The organism is Streptomyces sp. NBC_01288 (genome assembly GCF_035982055.1).
Taxonomy (GTDB): Bacteria; Actinomycetota; Actinomycetes; order Streptomycetales; family Streptomycetaceae; genus Streptomyces.
Genome location: NZ_CP108427.1, coordinates 1,906,873 through 1,931,618, shown reverse-complemented (window position 1 = coordinate 1,931,618; position 24,746 = coordinate 1,906,873). Strand labels below are relative to the sequence as shown.

The 24,746-nt window shown below is 70.7% G+C and carries 18 protein-coding genes; 9 read left to right on the top strand and 9 right to left on the bottom strand.

Translation table 11 applies throughout. The features are described 5' to 3' along the window. The first annotated feature begins 84 nt into the window (after positions 1-84). The 3 genes from hydA to OG194_RS08465 all read left to right on the top strand — a co-directional run bounded on the left by hydA (position 85) and on the right by OG194_RS08465 (position 4,368). Complete coding sequence (hydA, locus tag OG194_RS08475; RefSeq protein ID WP_327400240.1) at positions 85-1,488, top strand: dihydropyrimidinase; 1,404 nt, start codon at positions 85-87, stop codon at positions 1,486-1,488. A gap of 11 nt (positions 1,489-1,499) precedes the next feature. Next, positions 1,500-2,519: a TIGR03842 family LLM class F420-dependent oxidoreductase gene (locus OG194_RS08470; RefSeq protein WP_327400239.1), complete on the top strand. Its 1,020-nt coding sequence runs from the start codon at positions 1,500-1,502 to the stop codon at positions 2,517-2,519. 292 nt (positions 2,520-2,811) lie between these two features. Further along, entirely contained in the window at positions 2,812-4,368 is a 1,557-nt protein-coding gene (locus OG194_RS08465; protein ID WP_327400238.1) for an NCS1 family nucleobase:cation symporter-1, read from the top strand. A 29-nt stretch (positions 4,369-4,397) separates the two neighbouring features. Here OG194_RS08465 and OG194_RS08460 read toward each other — a convergent pair whose 3' ends face one another. Then, complete coding sequence (locus tag OG194_RS08460; RefSeq protein WP_327400237.1) at positions 4,398-5,069, bottom strand: hypothetical protein; 672 nt, start codon at positions 5,067-5,069, stop codon at positions 4,398-4,400. Positions 5,070-5,245: 176 nt separating this feature from the next. Then, complete coding sequence (locus tag OG194_RS08455) at positions 5,246-6,241, bottom strand: carboxymuconolactone decarboxylase family protein (protein ID WP_327400236.1); 996 nt, start codon at positions 6,239-6,241, stop codon at positions 5,246-5,248. Between the two features lie 165 nt (positions 6,242-6,406). On the opposite strand from OG194_RS08455, the gene OG194_RS08450 reads away from it, so the two are divergent. From OG194_RS08450 to OG194_RS08440, 3 genes are read left to right on the top strand one after another with little or no spacing between them, the layout of a single operon-like run. Further along, the gene (locus OG194_RS08450; RefSeq protein WP_327400235.1) at positions 6,407-7,522 is read left to right on the top strand and encodes a sensor histidine kinase; all 1,116 of its coding nucleotides are present in this window, start codon (positions 6,407-6,409) and stop codon (positions 7,520-7,522) included. Then, positions 7,519-8,226, top strand: coding sequence for a response regulator transcription factor (locus OG194_RS08445; RefSeq protein ID WP_327400234.1), 708 nt, complete (start codon positions 7,519-7,521; stop codon positions 8,224-8,226). The genes OG194_RS08450 and OG194_RS08445 overlap by 4 nt, the downstream gene beginning before the upstream one ends. Then, positions 8,223-9,050 (top strand): class I SAM-dependent methyltransferase, encoded by an 828-nt coding sequence (locus tag OG194_RS08440; protein WP_327400233.1) that lies wholly within the window; start codon positions 8,223-8,225, stop codon positions 9,048-9,050. Before OG194_RS08445 ends, OG194_RS08440 begins: the two co-directional genes overlap by 4 nt. A 22-nt stretch (positions 9,051-9,072) precedes the next feature. On the opposite strand, the gene OG194_RS08435 is transcribed toward OG194_RS08440, so the two are convergent. From OG194_RS08435 to OG194_RS08405, 7 genes are all read right to left on the bottom strand, one after another. Beyond that, positions 9,073-11,256: an alpha-galactosidase gene (locus tag OG194_RS08435; protein ID WP_327400232.1), complete on the bottom strand. Its 2,184-nt coding sequence runs from the start codon at positions 11,254-11,256 to the stop codon at positions 9,073-9,075. 95 nt (positions 11,257-11,351) lie between these two features. After that, the gene (locus tag OG194_RS08430; RefSeq protein WP_327400231.1) at positions 11,352-12,713 is read right to left on the bottom strand and encodes an ABC transporter substrate-binding protein; all 1,362 of its coding nucleotides are present in this window, start codon (positions 12,711-12,713) and stop codon (positions 11,352-11,354) included. Continuing rightward, positions 12,710-13,747 (bottom strand): acetylxylan esterase, encoded by a 1,038-nt coding sequence (locus OG194_RS08425; RefSeq protein ID WP_327400230.1) that lies wholly within the window; start codon positions 13,745-13,747, stop codon positions 12,710-12,712. The genes OG194_RS08430 and OG194_RS08425 overlap by 4 nt, the downstream gene beginning before the upstream one ends. Continuing rightward, positions 13,741-16,158 carry a glycosyl hydrolase family 95 catalytic domain-containing protein gene (locus tag OG194_RS08420; protein WP_327400229.1) on the bottom strand — a complete coding sequence of 806 codons (2,418 nt, stop codon included), beginning with the start codon at positions 16,156-16,158 and terminating at the stop codon, positions 13,741-13,743. The genes OG194_RS08425 and OG194_RS08420 overlap by 7 nt, the downstream gene beginning before the upstream one ends. A gap of 32 nt (positions 16,159-16,190) precedes the next feature. Then, positions 16,191-17,123: a carbohydrate ABC transporter permease gene (locus OG194_RS08415; protein ID WP_327400228.1), complete on the bottom strand. Its 933-nt coding sequence runs from the start codon at positions 17,121-17,123 to the stop codon at positions 16,191-16,193. 11 nt (positions 17,124-17,134) lie between these two features. Beyond that, a complete protein-coding gene (locus OG194_RS08410) occupies positions 17,135-18,160 on the bottom strand; it encodes a carbohydrate ABC transporter permease (protein ID WP_327400227.1) in 1,026 nt (341 codons plus the stop codon). Between the two features lie 56 nt (positions 18,161-18,216). Beyond that, entirely contained in the window at positions 18,217-20,277 is a 2,061-nt protein-coding gene (locus OG194_RS08405) for a fibronectin type III domain-containing protein (protein WP_327400226.1), read from the bottom strand. 368 nt (positions 20,278-20,645) lie between these two features. On the opposite strand from OG194_RS08405, the gene OG194_RS08400 reads away from it, so the two are divergent. The 3 genes from OG194_RS08400 to OG194_RS08390 all read left to right on the top strand — a co-directional run bounded on the left by OG194_RS08400 (position 20,646) and on the right by OG194_RS08390 (position 24,660). Further along, positions 20,646-21,800, top strand: coding sequence for an ROK family transcriptional regulator (locus tag OG194_RS08400; RefSeq protein ID WP_327400225.1), 1,155 nt, complete (start codon positions 20,646-20,648; stop codon positions 21,798-21,800). Positions 21,801-21,898: 98 nt separating this feature from the next. Next, on the top strand, positions 21,899-23,701 hold the full coding sequence (locus tag OG194_RS08395; RefSeq protein WP_327400224.1) for a gamma-glutamyltransferase family protein: 1,803 nt from the start codon (positions 21,899-21,901) through the stop codon (positions 23,699-23,701). 116 nt (positions 23,702-23,817) lie between these two features. Next, complete coding sequence (locus OG194_RS08390) at positions 23,818-24,660, top strand: inositol monophosphatase family protein (protein ID WP_327400223.1); 843 nt, start codon at positions 23,818-23,820, stop codon at positions 24,658-24,660. The last annotated feature ends 86 nt before the right edge of the window (positions 24,661-24,746 follow it).

The following is a 24,746-nucleotide window of genomic DNA, read 5'->3' as shown; positions in this document are numbered from 1 at the left end:
GGCAGCGTCCATTAGCGGCTTCGCCGCGAGGCGCGCCCAGCCCCCACAGACCCGCACCCGACCACAACCCAGCGGAGTCAATCGATGAGCACCCGTACCGTAATCCGCGGCGGCCTAGTCATCACCGCGTCCGACGAACTCCACGCCGACGTCCTGATCGAGGACGGCCGAATCGCCGCCCTCGCGGCCTCCGGCACCACCGTCGCCGAGGGCTGGACCGCCGAGAAGGTCATCGACGCCACCGGGAAGTACGTCATCCCGGGCGGTGTGGACGCCCACACCCACATGGAGATGCCGTTCGGCGGAACGAAGGCGGCCGACACCTTCGAGACCGGCACCCGGGCCGCCGCCTGGGGCGGTACGACGACCATCGTCGACTTCGCCATCCAGAGCGTCGGCGGAGCCCTCCGCGAGGGCCTCGACGCCTGGCACGCCAAGGCCGAGGGCAACTGCGCCATCGACTACGGCTTCCACATGATCGTGTCCGACGTCAACGAGGACACCCTCAAGGAGATGGACCTGCTGGTGCAGGAGGGCGTCACCTCCTTCAAGCAGTTCATGGCCTACCCGGGCGTCTTCTACAGCGACGACGGCCAGATCCTGCGCGCCATGCAACGCGCCGCCGACAACGGCGGGTTGATCATGATGCACGCCGAGAACGGCATCGCGATCGACGTCCTCGTCGAGCAGGCGCTGGCCCGCGGCGAGCGGGACCCCCGCTACCACGGCGAGGTCCGCAAGGCCCTCCTCGAAGCCGAGGCCACCCACCGCGCCATCAAGCTCGCCCAGGTCGCCGGAGCACCTCTCTACGTCGTGCATGTCTCCGCGATGGAGGCGGTCGCCGAGATCGCCCGGGCACGCGACGAGGGCCTCCCCGTCTTCGGCGAGACCTGTCCGCAGTACCTGTTCCTGTCGACGGACAACCTCGCCGAGCCCGACTTCGAGGGCGCGAAGTACGTGTGCAGCACGCCCCTTCGGCCGAAGGAGCACCAGGCCAAGCTCTGGCAGGGCCTGCGCACCAACGACCTCCAGGTGGTCTCCACCGACCACTGCCCCTTCTGCTTCGTGGGCCAGAAGGAGCTGGGCCGGGGCGACTTCTCGAAGATCCCGAACGGCATGCCGGGCGTCGAGAACCGCATGGACCTGCTCCACCAGGGCGTCGTCGACGGGCACATCAGCCGCCGCCGCTGGATCGAGATCGCCTGCGCCTCCCCGGCGCGGATGTTCGGCCTCTACCCGAAGAAGGGCACCATCGCCCCGGGCGCGGACGCCGACGTCGTCATCTACGACCCGCACGCCGAGCAGACCGTCTCCGCCGAGACCCACCACATGAACGTCGACTACTCGGCGTACGAGGGCAAGCGCCTCACCGGCCGCGTCGAGACCGTCCTCTCGCGCGGCGAACCCGTCATCACCGAGCGGGAGTACACCGGGCACGCGGGCCACGGCGTCTACACCCCGCGTGCCACCAGCCAGTACCTCAACTAGGAGCGGCGCCAATGGACTTCGGACTCGTACTCCAAACCGACCCGCCGGCCTCGCGGGTCATCAGCCTGATGAAGCGCGCCGAGCGCAACGGCTTCACCTACGGCTGGACCTTCGACTCCGCCGTGCTGTGGCAGGAGCCGTTCGTGATCTACAGTCAGATCCTGGCCAACACCACGAAGTTGACGGTCGGCCCGATGGTCACCAACCCGGGCACCCGCACCTGGGAGGTCACCGCCTCCACCTTCGCCACCCTGAACGACATGTTCGGCAACCGCACGGTCTGCGGTATCGGCCGCGGCGACTCCGCGATGCGGGTGGCGGGCCGGACTCCCAACACCCTGGCCCGGATCAGCGAGGCCATGAAGGTCATCAGGGCGCTCGGCTCCGGCCAGGAGGCGGACCTCGGCGGCACGGTCATCAAGTTCCCCTGGGCCAAGGAGGACGCCCAACTCCCGGTCTGGATGGCCGCGTACGGCCCCAAGGCGCTGAAGATGACCGGCGAGGAGGCCGACGGCTTCATCCTCCAGCTCTCGGACCTCTACCTCACCGAGTACATGGTCAAGGCGGTCAAGGACGCGGCCGTCGCCGCCGGACGCGATCCGTCCGAGGTCAAGATCTGCGTCGCCGCCCCGGCCTACGTCACCGAGGACGACTCGCCCGAGGCGCTCGCCCACGCGCGCGACCAGTGCCGCTGGTTCGGCGGCATGGTCGGCAACCACGTCGCCGACCTCGTCGCCAAGTACGGCGAGCACTCCGCCGCCGTACCCGACGAACTCACGGACTACATCAAGGCCCGTGAGGGGTACGACTATTCGCACCACGGTCGCTCCGACAACCCCGACACCGCCTTCGTGCCCGACGAGATCGTCGACCGGTTCTGCATCATCGGATCGGCCGAGAAGCAGATCGAAAAGCTCAACGCCCTGCGCGAGTTGGGCGTCGACCAGTTCGCCGTCTACGACATGCACGACGCGCAGGAGGCCACGATCGACGCCTACGGGTCGAAGATCATCCCGGCCGTCAACGCCTGACGCACACCCGCACCACCGCTCAACTCCCCGTCCCCCCACTCCAGTTCTCCCCCTCCCCACCGTCCTGGGGAGGGGGGTGGCGGGGCCGGGGAAGGGCAGGCACGCCCCCACGACGCCCGGCACGCACTCTCGCCGCACCGGGCGAAGGCCCAAGTAGCTCCGCCACGAGGACCTTCGCCCGGCACGCCGAGAGCACGCACCGAACGACGCGGGAACGCACCCGCCCTTCCCCGGCCCCGCCCAGCCCCCGCACGGCCTTTCCGGATCCGCCCCTCGTTTGATTGGCCTGCCCATGACCGACACCGCTCCCGCGGCCATACCGCCGACCGCTCAAGTCACCCTCGCCGACGGGCGGGTGGAGCTCGCCCCGGGGTCTCCGCTGCCCAGCGGTCCTTACGCCAACGACGATCTGCTCCCGGTTCCCGTCGAGAAGCGCACCTGGACCACGTACAACTTTTCCGCACTGTGGGTCGGCATGGCCCACAACACGGCCTCCTGGACGCTTGCTTCGGGTCTCATCGCCGTCGGCATGGACTGGAAGCAGGCGGTGTTCACCATCGCCCTGGCCAACCTGATCGTGCTCGTGCCGATGCTGCTCACCGGGCACGCGGGGCCGAAGTACGGCATCCCCTTCCCGGTCTTCGCGCGTGCCTCGTTCGGCGTGCGCGGCGCCAACCTCCCCGCTGTCGTACGGGCGTTGGTGGCCTGTGGCTGGTTCGGCATCCAGACCTGGATCGGCGGTGAGGCGATCTTCTTCCTCGCCGGCAAGCTGATCGGGGACAGTTGGGCCGACGCCTCGCACATCGGCGGGTACGCCTGGACGATGTGGCTGTCGTTCGCGCTGTTCTGGGTGCTCCAAGTGGCCATCATCTACCGGGGTATGGAGACGATCCGCCGCTTCGAGAACTGGGCGGCGCCCTTCGTGCTCGTCGGCGCCTTCGTGATGCTGTGGTGGATGAGCGACAAGGCCGGCGGCTTCGGCCCGCTCTTCGACCAGCCGTCGAAGCTGGGTTGGGGCGGCAGCTTCTGGAAGCTGTTCTGGCCCTCCCTGATGGGCATGATCGGGTTCTGGTCCACGTTGTCCCTGAACATCCCGGACTTCACCCGCTACGGCAAGAGCCAGAAGGCCCAGACATGGGGCCAGGCGCTCGGACTGCCGACCACGATGACCCTGTTCGCGTTCCTGTCGGTCATGGTCACCTCCGGTTCGCAGGCCGTCTACGGCACGGCGATCTGGGACCCGGTGCAGCTGGCGGCGAAGACGGACAACGTCGTGGGCCTGCTGTACGCGCTGGTGACCGTGCTGGTCGCGACCCTGTCCGTGAACATCGCGGCCAACCTGGTCTCGCCTGCCTTCGACTTCTCCAACATCGCGCCCCGGAAGATCAGTTTCCGCACCGGCGCCCTGGTGACCAGCGTCCTCGCGGTGCTGATCTTCCCCTGGAAGCTGTACTCCGACCCGCAGGGCTACATCTTCACCTGGCTCGGCCTGGTCGGCGGTCTGCTCGGCACGGTCGCCGGCATCCTCATCGCCGACTACTGGATCCTGCGCCGCGGCAAGCTCGACCTCGCCGACCTGTACCGCAAGGGCGGCCGCTACTGGTACGACGGCGGCTGGAACTGGCGGGCCGTCGTCGCCTTCGTGGTGGGTGGCGTGCTCGCCGTCGGCGGCGCCGACTTCCACCCGCTGATCGACGGCCGGCCCATCCCGGCCCTGTCCTCGCTCGCCGACTACGGCTGGGCCGTGGGCCTGGGCACGTCGATGCTGCTCTACGTAGTCCTCACGTTGCTGACCGGAAAGCGGACGGAACCGGTGCCGGAAGCGGCACCGGAGACCGTCGAGGCGTAAGGACTCCGCGACTCGGGGGGCGGCCGAGGCTAGCTGGCCTTGCCGCCCTCCAGCGCGGTCACCGCCTCCTTGGCGGCCTTGATCGCACCCTTGTTGATGACGTCCGTACTCGGCGCCTTCTTGTTCTCGAAGTCGCTGCCGTTGTACGTGATGGTCACCAGCGCGTTGCCCGCGCGGACGACGACCGTGCCCTCACGCGTCTGCTGCTTGTCCTCTGTGGTGAGGTTCACGATGGAGTAGGCCTGGTCGCCGAGTCCGGGAACCGCGCCGCCGCCGCTCTTCTCCGTAGTCGTCTCGGTGTACGACTTCTGTGCCGCCGCGTCCGATTCCGTGATCTCGTACGACACGTCGAGCCAGCGGTAGTCGTACCCCTTGAGCGCGTTCCACGAGCAGGTGCGGCGCACCTGCGTGTCCGTCGACGGGATCTCCTTGCCGGCCGTCTTCGCGCCCGGCACCAGCGACTTGATCGTCGCCACCGCCACGCTTCCGCACGGGGCGGGGGAGGTGGAGTACGTCTTGGCCACGGGTGCCGTCGACGGGGCCGAGGTCCCGGACGAGGCGCCGGCCTCGGGCGTCGACTTGTGGTCGGCGGTCGTCGTCGCGGCGAACGGCCCGGACGTCAGGGCCCAGCCCATCGCGGCGAGCACGACGACCGGCGACAGACGCGCGGTGAGAGCGAGCGGCAGAGGAAGAGAACGCAAGTCGCACTTCTCGTGGGGGATCACGTGCGGAGCGGGTCCGCACTGCGGACGGGGACGGCCAGTGTCACATGACTGCCTGTGAGGCGGAAGTGTGAACTCGCTCCGTGCCTGTGCGGTGACAGTGCCTCACTGTCGACGGGCTGTGTGTCCCCAAATGTCCCTCCCTTGTGGGTGCATCAGGGCCGGGTGACGGGCACGCGCATCGTCGTCTCGATCCGTTCGACGGCCGCGAACGCCCCGTACGCGATCAGCCGCACGAGACTCGCGTCACTGTGCCGCGCCCCGCGCCAGGCGGCGACATCCTCCTCCGTGATCCGGTACGGCGCGAGCGCGGCCAGCACCGCGAGGCGCGCCGCGGGCCGCTCCCGCCGGTTCGGGAAGCCGCGCAGGACGACCGGCGGATGCGAACCGTCCCAGGCCCACAGCGTCTCCCGTACGAGCGTCCGGTCGTCGGCGTCGAGCAGCTCGGTGCCCACGTGCGCGGCCGTACGCAACGCGTCGTAGGCCGGGCCCACCGGCGTTCCGGCCGCCCAGTCCGGGCCGGGGCCCGGCGCGTCGAGCAGGGGAAGTGCCGCTCCCGGTACGGCACTTCGGCGCACGGTGCGGGCGACGCTGCGGCCCGCGAGGCTCCGGACGGCCCGGAAGCGCTGGGCGTTGCCCGGGAGGAGCTGTTCGGTCAGCAGGGCCGACACGACGCGGTTGATGAAGTGGAAGGCGAGGGCGGTCCCCAGGTAGGCGGGCGCCTGCTCGCGCGGGAACGGGTACGGCGTGAGGGCCGCACCCGGGACCCGCGTCCGGCGGCCCCAGTCGAGCACGCGCGCGTGCTCCTCGTTCTCCGGGGTGCCGCCCCGGGCCAGGTGCTCGGCGAGGGCGTGGTCGCCGGTGGCGTGCAGCAGGACGGTGTGCGCGTCCGCGCAGAACGGGCACTTGTTGGCGAGTGAGACACCGAGCGCGGCCAGCTCCCTGCCGGTGCGGCTGCCGGCGCCCGCGATCAGCGACTCCCGCATCAACGCCCAGGCGGGCGCGAGGAGTTCGGGCGCGGAGGAGAGGACCACGAAGGTCGGGGGCCGTTCGATCCCGAAGTCGACGGCGATCTGCTCGAAGACCTCGGCGGTGCGGCCGGTGGCGGACTTCGGCGACGGGGGCTGAGTGTGCCGGAAGGGTGTGGGCATGGCAGCAGCGTGCGCCGCGGGGGCGGGCCGGGTCGTCGTACGGGCGAAGGCAGTTGAGGCTACGACGGGGAGGTCCGGGGCGGCGCGGACTACTGCGGGGGGAGTAGTCCAGGAGTTGTCCACAGGGCTGACGCCCGTGTCGGCGCGGCGGTCTAGTGTGCGGACATGAGCGGGTATCCGGTCGATGTGACCCCACGCAGGCGGCTCGCCGACGCGTCCCTCGCGGTCGTGATCGGCGGCCTCGTCGTGACGGTCGCGGCCTTCGACGCGGACACGACCGCCGTCGACTACGTGCTGATGGCCTTCGCTGCGGCGGCGCTGGCGTTCTACCAGACGGCTCCGAGAGCGGTCCTCGCCGTGACCACGGCGACGGAGGCGGCCTACGTCCTGCACGCCCACCCGGGGCCGGTCGCCGGTCTGCCCGTCTTCGCCGCCATGCACACGGCGGCCCGCGCGGGACACCGCGGTACGGCGGCCGTGGGCGGCGGGGTGTTCCTGGTGGCGTACTTCGCGACCGGGCCGACGACCCAGCAGGTGGTCGAGCGGACCGCGCTGCTGGCCGGCTGGTTCCTGTGCGCGGTGGTCACCGGCCTCGCCGACCGCAACTGGCAGGCGTATCTGCGCCAGACCGAACAGCGCGCCCTGGAGGCCGAACGCACCCGCGAGGAGGTCGCGTTGCGGCGCGCGGGCGAGGAACGCCTGCGCATCGCGCGGGAGTTGCACGACTCCCTCACCCACAGCATCTCGATCGTCAAGCTCCAGGCGGGAGTCGCCGTCCACCTCGCCCGCAAGCGCGGCGAAGAGGTGCCGCCCGCGCTGCTCGCCATCCAGGAGGCGGGCGGTGAGGCGATGCGCGAACTGCGGGCCACCCTGGAGATCCTGCGCACCACCGAGGAGCCCACCGGCACCCCCGCGCTGCTCGTCGAGCGGGCCTGCGCGGCCGGCCTCGCCGTCGAACTCGCGGTGACCGGCGAGGAACGCCCCCTCGCCGCGACGGTCGACCGCGCGGTGTACCGCATCGTCCAGGAGGCCCTCACCAACGCGGCCCGGCACGCGGGCCCGGCAAAGGTCAACGTCCAACTCGACTACGGCGACGAGGACTTGACGATACAGGTCGAGGACGACGGGGCCGCCGACCCCGACTGCCCGCCGAAACCGGGCATCGGCCTCACCGGCATGCGCGAGCGCGTCAGCGCGCTGGGCGGCACCCTGCACACCGCCCCGCGCGCGGAGGGCGGCTTCTCGGTCCGGGCCGAACTGCCGCTGGGGGAGGCGGGATGATCCGGGTCGCGGTCGTCGACGACCAGGCCCTGATGCGCGCGGGCTTCCGCGCCCTGCTCGACGCCGAGGAGGGCATCGAGGTCGTCGGCGAGGCGGCCGACGGCGAACAGGGCCTGGCCCTCGTCCGCGCACAACTCCCGGACATCGCGCTGATCGACGTACAGATGCCGGTGATGACGGGCATCGAGGCCACCCGCCGCATCGCCGCCGACCCGGCACTCTCCGCCGTCCGGGTCGTCATCCTCACCAACTACGGCCTGGACGAGTACGTCTTCGAGGCGCTGCGCGCGGGCGCCAGCGGCTTCCTCCTCAAGGACACCGACCCGGCGGACCTGCTCCAGGCGATCGCGATCGTGGCCGGCGGCGAGGCACTCCTCTCCCTGGCCGTCACCCGCACCCTCATCGGCGAGTTCGTGTCCCGGCCCCCGGACCGCTCCACCCCCTCCGGCCTGGAACACCTCACCCGCCGCGAGCGCGAGGTCACCGCGCTGGCCGCGCGCGGTCTCACCAACGAGGAGATCGCCGCCCACATGGTCATCAGCCCGTTCACGGCGAAGACCCACATCAGCCGGGCGATGACGAAGCTCGGAGCCCGGGACCGCGCCCAACTCGTCGTGTTCGCCTACGAGTCGGGGCTGGTGACGGCCCGCACGCCGGAATCCCGTTGCGAGGCGGACACGCCGGATCGCACCCTGGGGCGATGACCGAGACGACACGCGCGCAGGACCCCGCCGTCGGTGTTCGCGAGGAGATCCTCGACTACTACGCCCAGGGCAAGGAGGACGGCCGCCTCAGACAGGGCTCCGACAGGCTGGAGTTCTGGCGCACCCAGGACGTGCTGCGGCGGCTGCTCCCGGCGGCCCCCGCGAAGCTGCTGGACGTCGGTGGAGGCAGCGGTATCCATGCCGAGTGGCTCGCGCGGGACGGGTACGAGGTCCGACTCGTCGACCCCGTACCGCTGCACGTGGAACAGGCGGGCCGGCTGCCCGGGGTCGACGCCCGCGCCGGGGACGCCAGAGCGCTGCCCGCCGAAGACACCTCGTACGACGTGGTGCTGCTGCTCGGACCGCTGTACCACCTGCCCGAACGGGCCGACCGGGTACGGGCGTTGAGCGAGGCGCGTCGGGTGGTGCGGCCGGGCGGTCTGGTGGTCGCGGTGACGATCAACCGGTTCGCGGGCCTGCACGACCTGCTCAAGCAGGAGCTGTACTTCACCGCCCCGCACCGCGCGCGGGTCGACCGGGAGACGGAGGAGGGACGCCACGACTCCCAGGACGGCGGCCTCTTCACGACCGCCTACTTCGCCCGACCGCACGAGGCCCCCGAGGAGTTCGCGGAGACCGGCCTGACCGTCGAGGGCCAGTACGGCCTCGAAGGCGTCGCCTGGCTGATGGGCGGCATCGAGGACTGGCTGGACGACCCCGACCGCCGCGAGGCCGTCCTGGCGGCCACCCGCCGGATCGAGTCCGAGCCCACGCTGCTCGGCACCAGCGGACATCTGCTCACCGCGGGCAGACGGCCCCGCTGACCGTACGCCTCGCCCTTTACGGTCAGCCGGCCGTCCTCGTGAGTTCGAGGAGCAGGGCCTGCTCGGGGTTGAGGTTCGGCAGGGGCAGGCCGGCGACGGTGAGGACGGAGCCGGGGAGGGACAGGCCGTCGGCGAGGGCCGCGGGCAGCCAGGCGGGTTCCGTCACCTCGTGGAAGGACGGCCGGCCCAGCTCGCTGCGCACCCGCACCCGATAGGTCGCCTCGGGATCGAGGCCGGGCAACGGCACCCGCCCGTACTGTCCCTCGGGGGAGGTGGCGAGCCGCGCCCAGCAGTACAGCGCGGCCGACCCGTCGTGGGCCACGACTCCGTGCAGCAGGGTCGACTCGTCGGCGAGATCGGCGCGGACCGTGCGCCCGCCGTGGAGCAGCGGACGCAGCTCGCGGTGGAGCGCGGTCCAGGCGGTGAGCCGGGCGAGTTCCTCCGGGGAGCAGCGGGTGAGGTCCTGTTCGATGCCCGCGTGCCCGAACAGGGCGGTGGTCAGGCGGAGTTGATCGGAGCTGGCGCGGTCCGTGGTGTGGCTGGTGTGCGGGCCCACATGGGTGCCGACCAGTTCGGGGGGCAGCAGCTGCGCGGTCCAGCGTTGGATGGTCTGGCGCTCCACCGGGTCGTTGCAGTCCGAGGCCCAGACCCGGTCGGTCCGCTCCAGGATGCCCAGGTCGACCCGTCCGCCACCGGCGGCGCAGCTCTCGATCTCCAGCGCCGGATGGCGCTCCCGGAGCGCGTCGATCAGCCGGTAGAGGGCCACCACCTGGGCGTGCGCCACGGGACGGTCGGCGGCGGAGTGCACGGTCTCGTGGAGTTCCCGGTTGTGGTCCCACTTGAGATAGGCGATGGCGTACTTCTCCACCAGCGCGTCCAGCGCGTCCAACAGGTACTGCCAGGCATCGGGGTTGGCCAGGTCCAGCACATGCTGATGACGTGCCGCGGGACCGACCCCGCGGGCGGGGCCCAGCACCCAGTCGGGGTGCTCGCGGGCCAGGTCGGAGTCCAGGTTGATCATCTCCGGCTCGACCCACAGGCCGAACTCCATGCCGAGCGAGCGCACATGGTCCACCAGCGGGGTCAGTCCCTCGGGCCACACCACCGGGTCGACGGTCCAGTCGCCCAACCCGGCGTCGTCCGAACGACGGCCCCGGAACCAGCCGTCGTCCAGCACGAACCGCTCGACCCCGACCTCGGCGGCCCGGTCGGCCAGCCGTAGCAGCCGGTCGAGATCGTGGTCGAAGTACACCGCCTCCCAGCTGTTGAGGATCACCGGGCGGGGGCCGCGAGGATGGGCGGGGCGGGCCCGGAGCAGGGTGTGGAAGCGGTCGGCGAGCCCGTCCAGGCCCAGGTCGGACCAGGCGAAGTGACAGACCGGGGCGGTGTACGACTCGCCGGGTGCGAGCCGGATCTCCCCGGCCCGCAGGAGTTCGCCGCCGCCGAGCACCGCCGCATGGGTGCCCGCGCCCTCCGGCAACTGCTCGGCCAGATACCGCTGGTCGCCGCTCCAGGCCACGTGAACGGCCCAGATCTCCCCGGCGCGGAAGCCGAATCCGGGCACGCCCACCGCCATGACGTACGGCGAGTCCAGTCCCGGCTTGCCCCGCCGCACCTCACGGGCATGGGTGCCGAAGCCCAGCGGCTGCCGCTGGGGTGAGCGCTCCCGGCTCCACTTGCCGGTGAAGTCGAGGACCTCACAGGCGCGGCGCGGCAGCGGCAGCAGCGTGGTGATGTGCGCCAGGTCGTACGGTGCCGGGTCGGCGTCCGGCCGACGGGTGAGCGTGGTCCGTACGCCCAGTACTCCGGAGGGTTCCAGACGGTAGGAGAGGGTGACGTCGAGTCCGGTTCCGGGGTCGGTGAGGTAAAGGGTCAACTCCCCGCCCGCCGCCCGTGGTCGGCAGGAACTGTCGGCCAGGGTCAGCCGGGGCGCGGCGAACGCGCCGGCGAGATGGCCCTCCTGGGCCGGGGTGCCCGACCAGGCGTCGGCCTCGGTGGGCCAGACGGTGAACCGGCGCGGGATGTCGACGGAGTTGTTGAGCACGGCGGGTTCGCCGGTCAGGGCGAGCGCGGCCAGGGCGTCCTGCGAGAGGTCACCCAGGTCGGCCCCCCAGTGCAGCACTCTGGGCACCGGCTCGGTGAGCTCCACGACGAGGGCGGTGCCCGCCGCGCGCAGGATGTGGATCCGCGCCGTGGGGTCAGACATGCGGAGTTCCTTTCCGGTCGTCCGGCTCCACCGGACAGGCCCGGCTCAGTGGGCCCGTCCGGCGGTCGGACAGGGAGTGCGGAGGGGTGGTGGGGTCACTTCTTGGCGAGCAGCTGCTTGCTCTGCTTCTGCATGTCCGTGAAGACCGAGTCGCTCTTCTGTCCGGCGAAGTAGCCCTGGAACAGCGGCTGCAGGGCGTCCTGGAGGGCCGCGCCGTTGCCGTAGACCGGGGACGGGTAGAGAACCTTGTCCTTGATCATGTCCGTGAAGACGGACAGGTCCACGCCCGTCTTGGCCAGTGCCTTGGCCGAGGCGTCCATGGAGGCGGGGATCGACGGGAAGAAGGTGCCGGTCAGGGAGGCCTTGGACTGGCAGGCCTCGCTGCCCATGTAGGAGACCCACTTCCAGGCCAGGTCGGGGTTCTTGGTGCCGGCCCAGATGTTGTTCCCGTTGGAGTTGCTCAGCACGGCCCGGGTCTTGCCGTCGGGGCCGTAGGGAGTGGGTGCGATGCCGACCTTGAGGCCGGGGATCTTCACGAAGGTCGAGGCCTCCCACGAACCGCCGGTCTCCATCGCGACCTTGCCGGAGGAGAGCAGGTCGACGTCGCTGACGCTGTCGGTGAACTGCCCGATCTTGGGCGCGTAGCCCTTGTCGGTCAGCGAGCGGATCCAGTTCATGGTCTTCACGAACCGCGGGTCGGAGTAGTTGAACACCGTCGGCCAGCTGGCCTTGTCGCCCAGCCGCCAGCCCGTGGTGCTGACCAGCGGGCTCCAGGTGGTCTGGCCGATGAAGTCCTTGGCCGCGATCTCCCCGTAGCCGTAGGTCTTGATGTGGGACTTGTCGAAGCCCTTCTCGTCGCCCCGGCGCCCCTTGGTGTCGATCGTCAGGTGGGCGATCATCTTGCCCAGCGTGCCGCCGTTGTCGGGGTTCCAGTTGAGCGAGTCGACGTCCTTCTCGGTGTACCCGGCCTTCTTGACGGCGTCGTCGTTGAAGTAGAGGCCGGCCGCCGCCCAGTCCAGGGGCAGGGCGTACTGCTTGCCGTCGGTGAACTTCCAGGCGTCCACACCGACCGAGAACCGGGACAGGTCGAAGTCGTCCTTCTTGATGTAGTCGTCCATCGCCAGCAGTTGGTGCTGGGAGGCGTACGCCTGGAAGAACTGGACGCTGTTCTGGAAGGCGTCGGGCGCGCTGCCGGCCACGAATCCGGCGGTCAGCTTGGTGAAGTAGTCGTTCACGTTGTACTGCGTGATCTTTACCGTGGTGCCGGGGTTGGCCTTCTCGAAGTCCGTGGCGCACACCTTGTACGCGGCGGCCTGCTTGTCGTCCCAGGTCCACCAGTTGACGGTCTTGGAACCGCCGGCGGAGGAGGAGCCGTTGGAGCACGCGGAGAGCAGGGCGGCCAGCGTGAGCGTGGCGCCCAGCGCGACCGTCTTTCGAACTCCCTTGATTCTTCTCATTGTTCCTTCTTTCGGGATGACGCGGTGGGTGCGGGGGACGGCAGCACCGCCGGATGGGACGACGTCTTGAGGAGGGCGCCGAACGCGCCCAGGGCGACGGCCAGGTCCTCGGACCCGCCGGCGTCGTGGCCGTTGAACTCCCACAGCCGCAGCTCCTTGGGGCCGGCGTAGGCGTGGTAGGCGGCGATCGCGGTGACCGGCGGGCACACCTCGTCGCGCAGCCCGGCGGAGAACCGGGCCGGGGCGGTCGCGCGGCGGGCGAAGGCGAGTCCGTCGAAGTAGCCGAGGGTGTCGAAGGTTTGCTCCACCCGGTCCCGGCGGGCCGCCAGATAGCCGATGATCTCGGCGTACGGTTCGGCGGAGGTGAGCCGGGTGGCCTGCCGGATGTCGCAGAGGAACGGCGACTGGAAGTGGGCCGCCGCCAGACCGGGCACCAGTCCGGCGACCGCGAGGGCGATGCCGCCGCCCTGGCTGGGGCCGACCAGGGCGACCCGGTCCGGGTCGACGAGGTCGGTGCGGGCGCGCAGCGCGTCGACCGCGCGGACGGCGTCGGTGAACACCCGCCGGTAGACGTAGGTGTCCTTGTCCTCGATGCCCCGGGTGAGGAAACCGGGATGCGCCGGGCCGCTGCCGACCGGGTCGGGGGTCGCGCCCCCGCCCGCCCAGGCGCCGCCCTGGCCGCGCGCGTCCACCAGCAGATGCGCGTACCCGGCGGACGGCCACAGCAAGTCGTCGATCGGGGCGCCGCGCCCGCTGCCGTAGCCGTGGAACTGGACCACGGCGGGCAGCGGGCCGCCGCGGTGCCGGGGCATCCGGAGCCAGGCGTGGACCGGGTGGCCGCCGAAGCCCGGGAGGACGGCGTCGAAGACGTCGACCGTCTCCAGGCCGGTGGCGACCTCCGTCAGCCGCAGTTCGGCTTCCTGTCCGGCGCGGGTCTCGGCGAGGGTGCCCTTCCAGAAGGTGTCGAAGTCGGCGGGTTCGCGATAGGCGCTGCGGTAGGCGAACAGCTCGGGGACGTCCTGTTCGCTCAGCACGGCACCGGCTCCCCCCGGGGCCGCAGCAGAGCGTCCAGCTCCACCTGGTGACCGGCCGGAAGCAGCAGCTCGGCGGTGCGGCCGAGACACCGGATCCGCACGGTCTCGGCGGAGTCACCGGTGAGCCTGCGCACGGTCGCGCCGGTCAACTCGCCCTCGTTCCAGGCGAAGTCGACGGCCAGGCCGCCACGGCAGCGCAGGTCCCGGGCCTCACCCTCGGTCCACTCGGCGGGCAGCGCGGGCAGCAGGTCGAGGACGCCGGTGTGGCTCTGCACCACCATCTCGGCCACGGCGGCCATCAGCCCGTAGTTGCCGTCGATCTGGAACGGCGGATGCGTGGAGAACAGGTTGGGCAGCAGCCCGCCCCAACGGGAGCCGTCCACAGGGGCGTCCACCCCCGCGTCACCGTCGAGCGGCCGGATCGCCTCAAGGAACAGCGAGCGCGCGGTCGGGGCGTCACGCAGCCACGCCCGCAGAACGATCTTCCAGGACCACGACCAGCCCATCGCCCCGGGCCCGCGCAGATCCATCGACTTCCGTGCGGCGGCGGCCAGTTCGGGGGCCGAGTCGGGATCGATCAGACCGAGCGGGTGTACGGCGATCAGGTGCGAGAGGTGACGGTGGTGCGGGTCGGCCTCGGTCAGGTCCTCGGCCCACTCCTGGAGCCGTCCCTCCGGCGAGAGAGGCAGCGGGCGCAGCCGGGGCAGCGCCGCACGTATCTCGCCGGTCAGCGGTGTGTCCAGACCCAGCAACTCGGCTGCCGCCAGGGTCCGTTGGAAGGTGGCCCGGATCAGCGCCAGGTCCATGGCGGCGGAGCGGGTCAGTGACCTCGGGACGCCGTCGGCCAGGAACAGGTTCTCCGGGGAGGTAGACGGCAGGGTGTCGAGATGCCCCGTGCCGTCGTCGACGAGCCAGTCGAGCAGGAACTCCGCGCAGCCGCTGAGCAACGGCCAGGCGCGCTCCCGCAGGAAGCCGAGGTCGCGGGTGAAGTCGTAGTGGTCCCACAGGTGTTGGGACAGCCAGGCGCCGCCCATCATCCACAGTGCCCACGAGGTGTTGCCGTGCCCCATGCCGACCGGCAGCGCCCACCCCCAGGGATCGGTGTTGTGATGCGCCACCCAGCCGCGCGCACCGTACAACTCCCTTGCCACGTGCGCGCCTTGTACGGCCAGGCGGTCGAGCAGGTCGAACAGGGGCTCGTGGCAGGCGCTGAGCCCGACCGCCTCCGCGCCCCAGTAGTTCATCTGCGTGTTGATGTTGATCGTGTAGTTGGACGACCAGGCGGGGCGCGGGTCGGCGTTCCAGATGCCCTGGAGGTTGGCCGGCGGGCCGGTGTGCGGGCGGGAGGCGGTGGCCAGGAGATGGCGGCCGAGCTGGAACAGCACGGTGGCGGTGAGGAGTTCGTCGTCGCCGCCGAGGATGTCGCGGGCGACGTCGTAGGTGCCGGAGCGGCGCGGCCCGACACGCAGGGAGGTGCCGCCCGACAGGGCCCGTACGTCGGCCTCGTGGTCCTTGAGGAGACGGTCGGCGCCCTGTGCGAGGGCCCGCGCCGCGAGCTCGCCGGCCTCGGCCAGATGAGCGGCGCGGTCCAGGGCCGGAGCCCCGCTCCAGTCGCGGTCGGCCGCGGTGGAACTGGCGAGGGTGAGCAGGACGCGGGAGGCGCCGGTGACGCGCAGTCCTCCCTCGTCGTCCACGGTCGGCGTGCCGTCGGTGTGCACGGCGAGCGCGAGGGCGCCGAAGGGGTCGTAGCCGTCGACGGGACCGTCCGCGTAGCGCAGCGGTTCCGCGACCCCGGGTTCGTGGTCGGGGGCGCCGTCCACCGGTATCGCGATGCCCAGTGTGATGCCGTCGGGGGCGGCCGAGCGCAGTATCTCCCGCAGTGGGGTGGAGAGTTCGACGGCCAGGTCCACGGTGCCGCCGTCCGCGTCCAGCGTCACGCACAGCGCGCCGCTGACGGCGTCGGCCCAGACCCGGCGCCGTACCGAAGTCCCGTCGAGGTCGAAGCCGTCCTCGGCGACCGCGGTGTCGAGGTCGAGCGTCCTGCCGCGGTACTCGGCGCGCTCGCCGCCTGCCACCGTCAAGTAGAGGTCGGCGTACGGCAGGTACTCCTGGGTGTAGGGCCCCTCGAAGGTCATGAGCAGGGACTCGGCGCGGTCCTGGTCGCCGGCGCGCAGCGCGGCGCGGACCTCTTCGAGCCGCTCCGGTCCGGCCCCCTGCGCACGGAGTGCGGCGAGGGCGGTGGCCGGGCCGGTAGGGGTGCCGGACCAGACGGTGGAGTCGTTGATCTGGATACGGGCCCGGCCGGTGCCGCCGAAGACCATCGCGCCGATCCTGCCGTTGCCGACCGGGGCGGCCTCCGCCCAGGTGGCGGCGGGCGCGGGCCAGCTCAGCACCAGGTCGCTGGAGTGCATGGCTGTGTCGTCCAATCGCGGGGTACGGCCGGTCACTTGAGGCCGGAGAAGCCGATGGAGTTGACGATGCGCTTGCCGAAGGCGACGAACAGCAGCAGCATCGGCAGCGCCGCGACCAGGGCGGCGGCCATCAACCCCGCCCAGTCGGGGGCCGCTTGGGGCGAGGACTGCTTGAAGACGCCGAGCGCGAGGGTCAGCGGTTGCACGTCCTGGCTGTTGGTGATCAACAGCGGCCAGAAGTAGTCGTTCCAGGCGTTGACGAACATCAGCAACGACACGGTCGCGATCGGCGCGGTCGACATCGGCAGGATGATCCGGAAGAAGATCCGCAGCGGGCCCGCGCCGTCGATGATGGCGGCTTCCTCGACCTCGGTGCTCAGGCCGAGCATGAACTGCCGCAGGAAGAACAGCGTGAAGGCCTGGAAGAGCGCCCCGGGCAGGATCAGTCCGGCGAACGTGTTGGTCAGTCCGAGGTCTTTGACGAGGACGAAGTTGGGCAGCAGCGTGAACACGCTGGGCACCATCAGCGCGGTGATCAGGATGTTGAACACCAGGTTGCGGCCACGCCAGTGCAGCCGGGAGAACGCGTAGGCGCCGGCCGAGGCGAACAGGACGATCAGCACCGTCTGCACGGACGCGTAGATCAGCGAGTTGCGCAGATAGAGCGCGATGTTGATGGCCGCGCCCGAGCCGCCCTGGGCCTGTGCCTCGGCGGTGGAGGCGATCCCGAGGACGCGTTCGAAGGCGCCCCAGGTGAAGCCCACCGGCAGGGGCGACGACGGGTGCGTCGACAGCTTGTAGTTGTTGGACAGCGAGGTGCGCAGGATCCAGTAGAAGGGGAAGAGCGTGATGAGGACGACGATGCCCAGATAGATCCAGGCGACGATCCTGCCGGGGGAGAGGCTCCGGCGGTTCTTCCGGGGCCGGGCGGTGGCCGCCCGGCCGGGGGCGAGGGTGACTGCCATGACGGGCTCCTTCAGCTCAGGTCGGATTCGTTGGCGCGGGCGAGCCGCAGCTGGGTGAAGGTGACCGTGATGAGCAGGGCGAACAGGGCCAGCGAGAGGGTGGCGGCGTAGCCGAAGTCGAACTGCCTGAACGCCTTGCTGTAGATGTACATCTGCAGCACGTTCGAGGCGTTCGCCGGGCCGCCCTGGGTGGTGACCTGCACGATGTCGAACACCTGGAAGGAGTTGATCACCGTCAGGACGACCACCATGACGAGGATCGGCCGCAGCAGGGGCACCGTGAGGCGCCGGAACATCTGCACCTCACTGGCGCCGTCCACCCGACCCGCCTCGTAGATGGTGGTCGGGATGGTCTGTAGTCCGGCGAAGATCAGCAGGGAGTAGTACCCCATCCACTTCCAGATGCTGATCGCGGCGAGGGACGGGATGGCCCAGCCGCTGCTGCCGAAGAAGAGGATGGAGTGGCCCGTCAGATGCTGAAGGACGAGGCTGACGACACCGAGGGACGGGTCGAGCATCCACTGCCACACCAGCGCGGCGATCACGTTGGAGATCAGGAACGGCAGCAGGATGACGCCGCGCAGTGCCGACGACTTGGTGACCCGGTGCAGCACCACGGCCGTCACCAGGGAGGCCAACGTGCCGAAGACGACGGCCAGGATCACGAAGTAGACGGTGACGAGGAGCGAGTGCCAGAAGACGTCGTCGCCGAACATCTGGTGGAAGTTGGACAGTCCCACCCAGTTCGGCGGGGTGAGGACGTGGAAGTCGGTGAAGCTGAGGTAGATGCCGCGCAGGGTCGGATAGGCGTAGAAGACGGCGAATCCGACGACGGAGGGAATGATCAGCAGGAGGGCGACCGGCAGGTCGCGGCGGCGGGCCGCCGCGGACCTGGTCGGCGCGTAACGGCTCGCCCTGCGGGCCGAACGGGTCTTGCGGACGTGGGGGGTCGAGCCGGGGGCGGTGGCCGTGGTGGTCACCGCGGCGGACGGCGGTGTGGTCGGCGTCTTGGGCTCGCCCTGTGATGTGACCACCACGGAACTCTCCTCGGATGTCGGTCGGTTGGAGGCTGGTCAGGTCGGACGGACGACGGTCAGAGGGTGATGCGGTCCACGTCGGAGGCGTAGTCCGAGGCGTTGCCGAAGGCGATGGTGTTGTCGCCGGCCTTCAGCTGGACGGGCACGGTGATCGAACTGGGTCGGCCCCAGTTGTTGTCGTTGCTGCCCGGCAGGAACTGCTGGAAGGAGCTGCCACCCGTGCTGATGATCATCGTGCGGCCGGTGTCGCCGTCGAGGTAGTCGACCTTCATCAGGTAGGTGCCGTCACGGGGCGCGGTGACGTGGTTGACCGCCAGGGTTCCGGTGCCGCCGAGGTTGCCGACCTTCTTGCCGCCCGAGCACGCGGAGCAGTCGCCCACGGAGGCGTTGCCGCTGAGCGTGTTCCCGGAGGCCTCGGCCTCGTAGGAGACAGGCCCGCCGGCCGCCGGGGTGGTGACGTCAACGCCCTTGCTGGGGCTGGACTTTCGGCCCTTCGCGTCGTGGGCGACCACGGTGAGGGAGTAGGCGGTACCGGCCTTCAGACCGCTCACGGTGGCGGAGGTGCCGGTGACGGTGGCCTTCTTGGTGCCGTTGGCGTACACGTCGTAACCGGTGCTCTTCGTACCGGAGTTCACCGCGCTCCAGGCGAGCGAGACACTGTCGCCGGTCGACGCGGTGCCGTGCACGTTGAGCGGCACACCCGGGTGGCTGCCGGTGCCCGGAGGCGTGATGCGCAGCAGACGCGAGCCGTGCGGGGCCAGGTTGTCGGTGAACTTGCCGCTCACCGAACCGAGGTTCTTGTGGCTCCACAGGTCGCGGACCTTGGCCTTGCCGCTGATGCCGAGGTCGCTGAAGTCGGCGGTCACGTCCGAGTAGCCCTTGCCCAGGTTGAACAGGGCCACGGTGTAACTGCCGTCCGCGTTGCGGGTGTACCAGGTCTGCTGCGGGGTCTTCTGGCTGACCGGCCTGGCGGGGGTGCCCGCCTGGTCGACCGCGATGACCTCGTCGTTGGTGAGCAGCTTCAGGCCGTACTTGTCGAGTTTGGTGAGGTCGTCACCGATGTACAGCGGCGCGGCCTCGATGGCCCACAGCGTCATGTAGCTCTGCCGCTCGGTCTGGTTGACGCCGTCCATGACGTCCGAACCCACGTCGAGCGAGTCGAGGTTGTTCCAGTGGCCCGGCCCGGCGTCGTCGATCCACGGCACGACGTCGTTCCAGCGTGCCTTCACGGAGTTGTTCCACGTCACCAGGGTGTCGCAGTAGCACTCGACGTCCGTGTCGACGCGCCAGCCGTTGGAGTTGGCCTTCCAGACGTCGGCCTGGTTGTGGCTGAGCGACCAGGACAGGGTGAACTCGATGGGCCGCCCGGTGTTCTTCAGGGCGGTGTGCCACGCCTGGATGTCGGGGACGTTGTTGTGCGCGTCGTCGCCCTGGTTCGAGCCGGGGCCCACCCCGTCGATCTTGAGGAAGTCGACGCCGAACGAGGCGAGTTGGTCGGCCTCGGACTGGATGTACTTGGTGGTGCAGGGGCTGGCGAAGTTCAGCTGGTACGAGACGTCGTCCCAGCCGCTGGTCTTGCGCAGGTCCGGGTAGACGATGTCCTTGGTGGTGCAGCCCGGGGCGTTGTAGATGGGCGTCTTGCCGTCGTTGTACGCCTGCTGGTAGAGGCCGACGGCCAGATAGAGGCCGAACTTCAGTCCCTTGCGGTGGAGTTGGTCCGCGAGGTACTTCATCCCGTGCGGGAACTTCGTCAGGTTCGGGGTCGGCCGGGCATAGGCGTCGCCCTTGGCGTCGTTCCAGCCGGCGTCCACGTTCACGTAGTTGTAGCCGTGCGACTTCAACTTCGAGGACAGTACGTCCGCCTGTTGCAGGACGTGCGCCTCGGTGAGCCAGTCCCCGCCGTAGCCGGGGAAGTTGGTGGATTCGACGCTCCAGGTGCTGTAGCCCATGTACGGCTTGGCGGCCACGAGGGGCGTGCTCGTGGCACCGGACGCCTGGGCCCCCGAGGCGTCCGCGCCGGTCGCGGCCCGTGCGGAGGCGGGCACGATGAGGGCCGCCGTGAGCGCGGTGAGGCAGGTGAGGGTTCTCAGACGTGTGGGTCGAGCTGGACGAGGCATGTGTGTACTCCGTCAGGGCGCGGCTACAGGCGGGGTTCCCGCCTGAGGTGTCGGGTGCGGGGAGCCTCTCGGTGGTGGTCGTCCCGGGACATCACCGAGAGGGTTCGCTGGGACCAACGGGCGAGTGGGTGGGGGCCACACACTCCTCACCGGCGCAGGACCGTCCCGTCCGCCCCGACGAGGAGTGCGGCGAATCTAGGCTTAGTTTCCTTCCAGCGTCAACATAGTCAACGCGTAGAAAACTCCGACCTTTGTGAGGCCAGGTGGGGGGTTTCGGCCACCTGCTGTCGAATGACCTGCGGTTTCAGGCCGATAGGGCCGATGTATAGGCCTTGTCTTACTTTCCAAAGGAAAGGTAACGTCGCCCCATGAGCCTCGCCGACCAGCCACCCGCGGCCGCCCTCGTCCTGCAGACCCTGCTCCAGCACGGTCCGCTGAGTCGCGCCGAGATCGGCCGGCGGACCGGGCTGACCCCGGGAGCCGTCACCAAAGTGGCCACCTCGCTCATGGCCGACGGCTGGATCACCGAGGGCGGCCGGCCCGCCACCGAGCGGACGAACGGCCGCCCGGCGACCCCGGTCGAAGTACGGGCCGAACGCGCCCTGTTCGCCGGTGTGAAGGTCACCGGCGAGGAACTCATCGGCGTACTGGCCGACTTGACGGCCCGTCCACTGGCCTCCCGGCGCGTCCGCCTCGACTCACGCGACGTGGGCACCGTGGTGCTGGCCATCGCCCGGCTGGTCGACGAACTGCGCACGGCGGCGAACCTGGAGGGCACCACCGGCCTCCACGGCATCGGCGTCACCATCTCCGGCGACGTGGACAGCCAGTTGGGCACGGTCCAGTACTCGCCCTTCCTCGACTGGCGCCGGGTGCCGCTCGCCCAGCTCGTCGAGACGGCCACCGGGACACCGACGGTCATCGAGAACGACGTACGGGCCCTGACCGTGGCCGAGCAGTGGTTCGGCGCCGGCGTCGGGCTGTCGATCTTCGCCCTGGTCACCGTCGGCGTCGGCATCGGCGCCGGGCTCTGCGTCGCCGGCCGGGTGGTCTCCGGAGCGCACGGCGTGGCGGGCGAAGTGGGGCACCTGCCGGTGAGCGGTACCGACCGGGTCTGCACCTGCGGCAACACCGGGTGCGTGGAGGCGGTCGCCTCCACCCACGCGATCGTCGAGCAGGCCCGACAGGCCACCGGCGACGCGGAGTTGACCATGGACGGCGCGATCCGCCTCGCGCACACCGGCGACCCCGCCGTCCGGACCGTCTTCGCCCGCGCCGGACACGCCGTGGGCCTCGCCCTGGCCTGCGTCGCCAACCTCATCGGACCGGAGCGGATCATCATCTCCGGCGAGGGCGTCGCCTCCTACGACCTGTTCGCCGACCACATCCGGCAGGCCTTCGTGGACCACGCCTTCGGTGCCGCGGTGGACTGCGATCTCGTGGTCCGCCCCCTGCCGTTCGAGGAGTGGGCACGCGGCGGGGCGGTCGTCGCGGCCCAACGCGTCTTCGCTCCCGCGAAGTAGGGCCGCGAAGCGTGAACGCGCCCGGTCGATAGTCTGCTGCCCGACCAGGGCGACCGGAGCCGAGCCCCGGCGCACGCGCGCGAACACCGAGGTGAGATATGCACTTCACCACCCGACCCACGCTCCAGGGCACCTTCGGCATGGTGTCCTCGACCCACTGGCTGGCCTCGCAGTCGGCGATGGCCGTCCTGGAGGACGGCGGCAACGCGTACGACGCCGCCGTCGCCGGGGCGTTCGTCCTGCACGTCGTGGAACCGCACCTCAACGGCCCCGCCGGCGAGGTGCCCATCCTCCTCGCCCCGGCGGGCGGCGAGGTGCGCGTCCTGTGCGGACAGGGCGTCGCCCCCGCGGGCGCGACGATCGACCACTACAGGGGACTCGGTCTGGATCTCGTACCCGGTACGGGCCCCCTCGCGGCGGCCGTTCCCGGCGCCTTCGACGCCTGGATGCTCCTCCTCAGGGACCACGGCACGAAGTCCCTGGCCGACGTCCTGAAGTACGCCATCGGGTACGCCGAGGACGGCCACGCGTGCGTGGAGAACGTCGGCGCGACCGTCGAGGCCGTACGGGAGCTGTTCGAGACGGAGTGGACCTCGTCGGCGGACGTGTACCTGCCCGGTGGGAAGGCACCCCGGCCCGGCGAGCTGTTCCGCAATCCCGCCCTCGCCGCCACCTGGAAGCGGCTCCTCGCCGAGGTGGCCGGGGCGGGGGACCGGGAGGCCCAGATCGAGGCGGCACGGGAGGTGTGGCGGTCGGGATTCATCGCCGAGGCCCTTGTACGACAGTCCGCGCGGCCCACCATGGACACCAGCGGCGAGCGCCACACCGGCACCCTCACGGCCGCCGACCTGGCCTCCTGGTCCGCGTCCTACGAGGCCCCGGCGACGTACGACTGGAACGGCTGGACCCTGTGCAAGGCCGGCCCCTGGAGCCAGGGCCCGGTCCTCCTCCAGCAACTCGCCCTGCTCCCGCCCGAGTTGCCCGCCTACGGATCCGCCGACTACGTCCATCTCCTGATCGAGGGCTGCAAGCTCGCGATGGCCGACCGGGAGGCCTGGTACGGGGACGCGGACCCTGACGCCGTACCGCTGGGGGAGTTGCTGTCGGTGGACTACAACGCGGCGCGGCGGGAGCTGATCGGCGCGAAGGCGTCGTACGAGCTGCGGCCGGGCAGTCCCGGAGGGCGCGCGCCGCGCCTGTGCGGGCACGCGCGCGTGGTGGCGCCCGAGGAGTCCGGCTTCGACCCGATGGGGGCGGGGGAGCCGACCGTCGCGCGGGTGAGCGCCGACGGCGGTACCCGCGGCGACACCTGCCACCTCGACGTCGTCGACCGCTGGGGCAACATGATCGCGGCCACGCCCAGCGGCGGCTGGTTGCAGTCCAACCCGGTGGTGCCCGAGCTGGGCTTCCCTCTCGGTACCCGGCTCCAGATGGCCTGGCTGGAGCCCGGCCTGCCCAACTCCCTTGTCCCGGGCCGTCGTCCGCGCACCACGCTCACCCCGTCGATCGCCCTGCGCGACGGAGTGCCGGTCCTGGCGTTCGGCACACCAGGCGGGGACCAGCAGGACCAGTGGCAGCTGCACTTCTTCCTGGCGGTCGCCGCGCGCGCGAAGGCACGCGGCGGCCTCGACCTCCAGGGCGCGATCGACGCCCCGAACTGGCACAACGACAGCTTCCCCGGCTCCTTCTACCCGCGCGGCATGCGCCCCGGGAGCGTCACCGTCGAGTCCCGCATGGACGAGGCGGTGGTGGAGGAGCTGCGGCGACGCGGCCATGACGTGACCGTCGGCGACGCCTGGTCCGAAGGGCGGCTGTGCGCGGTCGCCCGGGACCCGGAGGCCGGGATCCTGTCGGCGGCGGCGAATCCGCGGGGCATGCAGGGGTACGCGGTGGGGCGCTGACCTGCCGTGGGAGGGACCGGCTCCCGGTGATCTCCGGAGCCGGGTGTTCATGGTGATTCCACCCGGAGTGCACCGGGCGGGTGGGGATTGTCAGTGACGCGTGCTCTCATGGAGGCATGATCGAAGACACCGAAACCATCGACGAGTTTCTCGTACAGCACACGGCCGACGTCGAAGAAGCAATCCGCAGGGCGGCGGCCACGGAGATCATGCCCCGCTTCCGCCAGCTCGCGGCGCACGAGGTCGACCAGAAGAGCGGCCCGCACGACCTGGTCACGGACGCCGACCGCAACGCCGAGCTGTATCTGACCAAGGTGCTCGGCTCCCTCCTGCCCGGCTCCGTCGTCGTCGGCGAGGAAGCGGTGCACGCCGACCCGGAGACGTACGAGGCGATACAGGGCGACGCCCCGGTCTGGATCGTCGACCCGGTCGACGGGACACGGCAGTTCGTGCGCGGCGAGACCGGCTTCTGCACCCTGGTCGCGCTCGCCCGGCACGGAGAGCTGCTCGCCTCCTGGACCTACGCGGCCGCCCGCGACCAGATGGCCACCGCCGTCAAGGGCCGCGGTGCCTTCCTCGACGGCGTACGGCTGCGCTCCGGCGCCCCGGACCCCGCCCGGGACCTGGAAGTGGCCACCTCCCACCCGGACTACACGACGGACGCCCAGAAGCGCGCCCTGCTCGGCCTGTGGGCGGACGGCGTGCACACGCGCCCGTGCGGCTCGGCCGGCCTTGAGTATCTCGCCGTCGCCCGGGGCGAGTTGGACGCCACGGCCTTCTCCTGGGAGGCCGCCTGGGACCACGCGGCGGGCCTGCTCCTCGTCGAGGAGGCGGGCGGCGCCCACCGCACGCTCACGGGAGAGCCGTTCCGCATCACCGGTGGAAACGCGCTGCCCTTCACGGCGGCCCGGGACGCGGCGACCGCACAGCGCGTGATGGAGCTGCTGAGGGCGTCGTAGGGTCACGGGTTGCGCTCACCTGGTGGGCTGACCCCGGGAGTGTCAGTCCCGCGGCATATCCTGATGTCGAGTGGCCATCGGCTGAC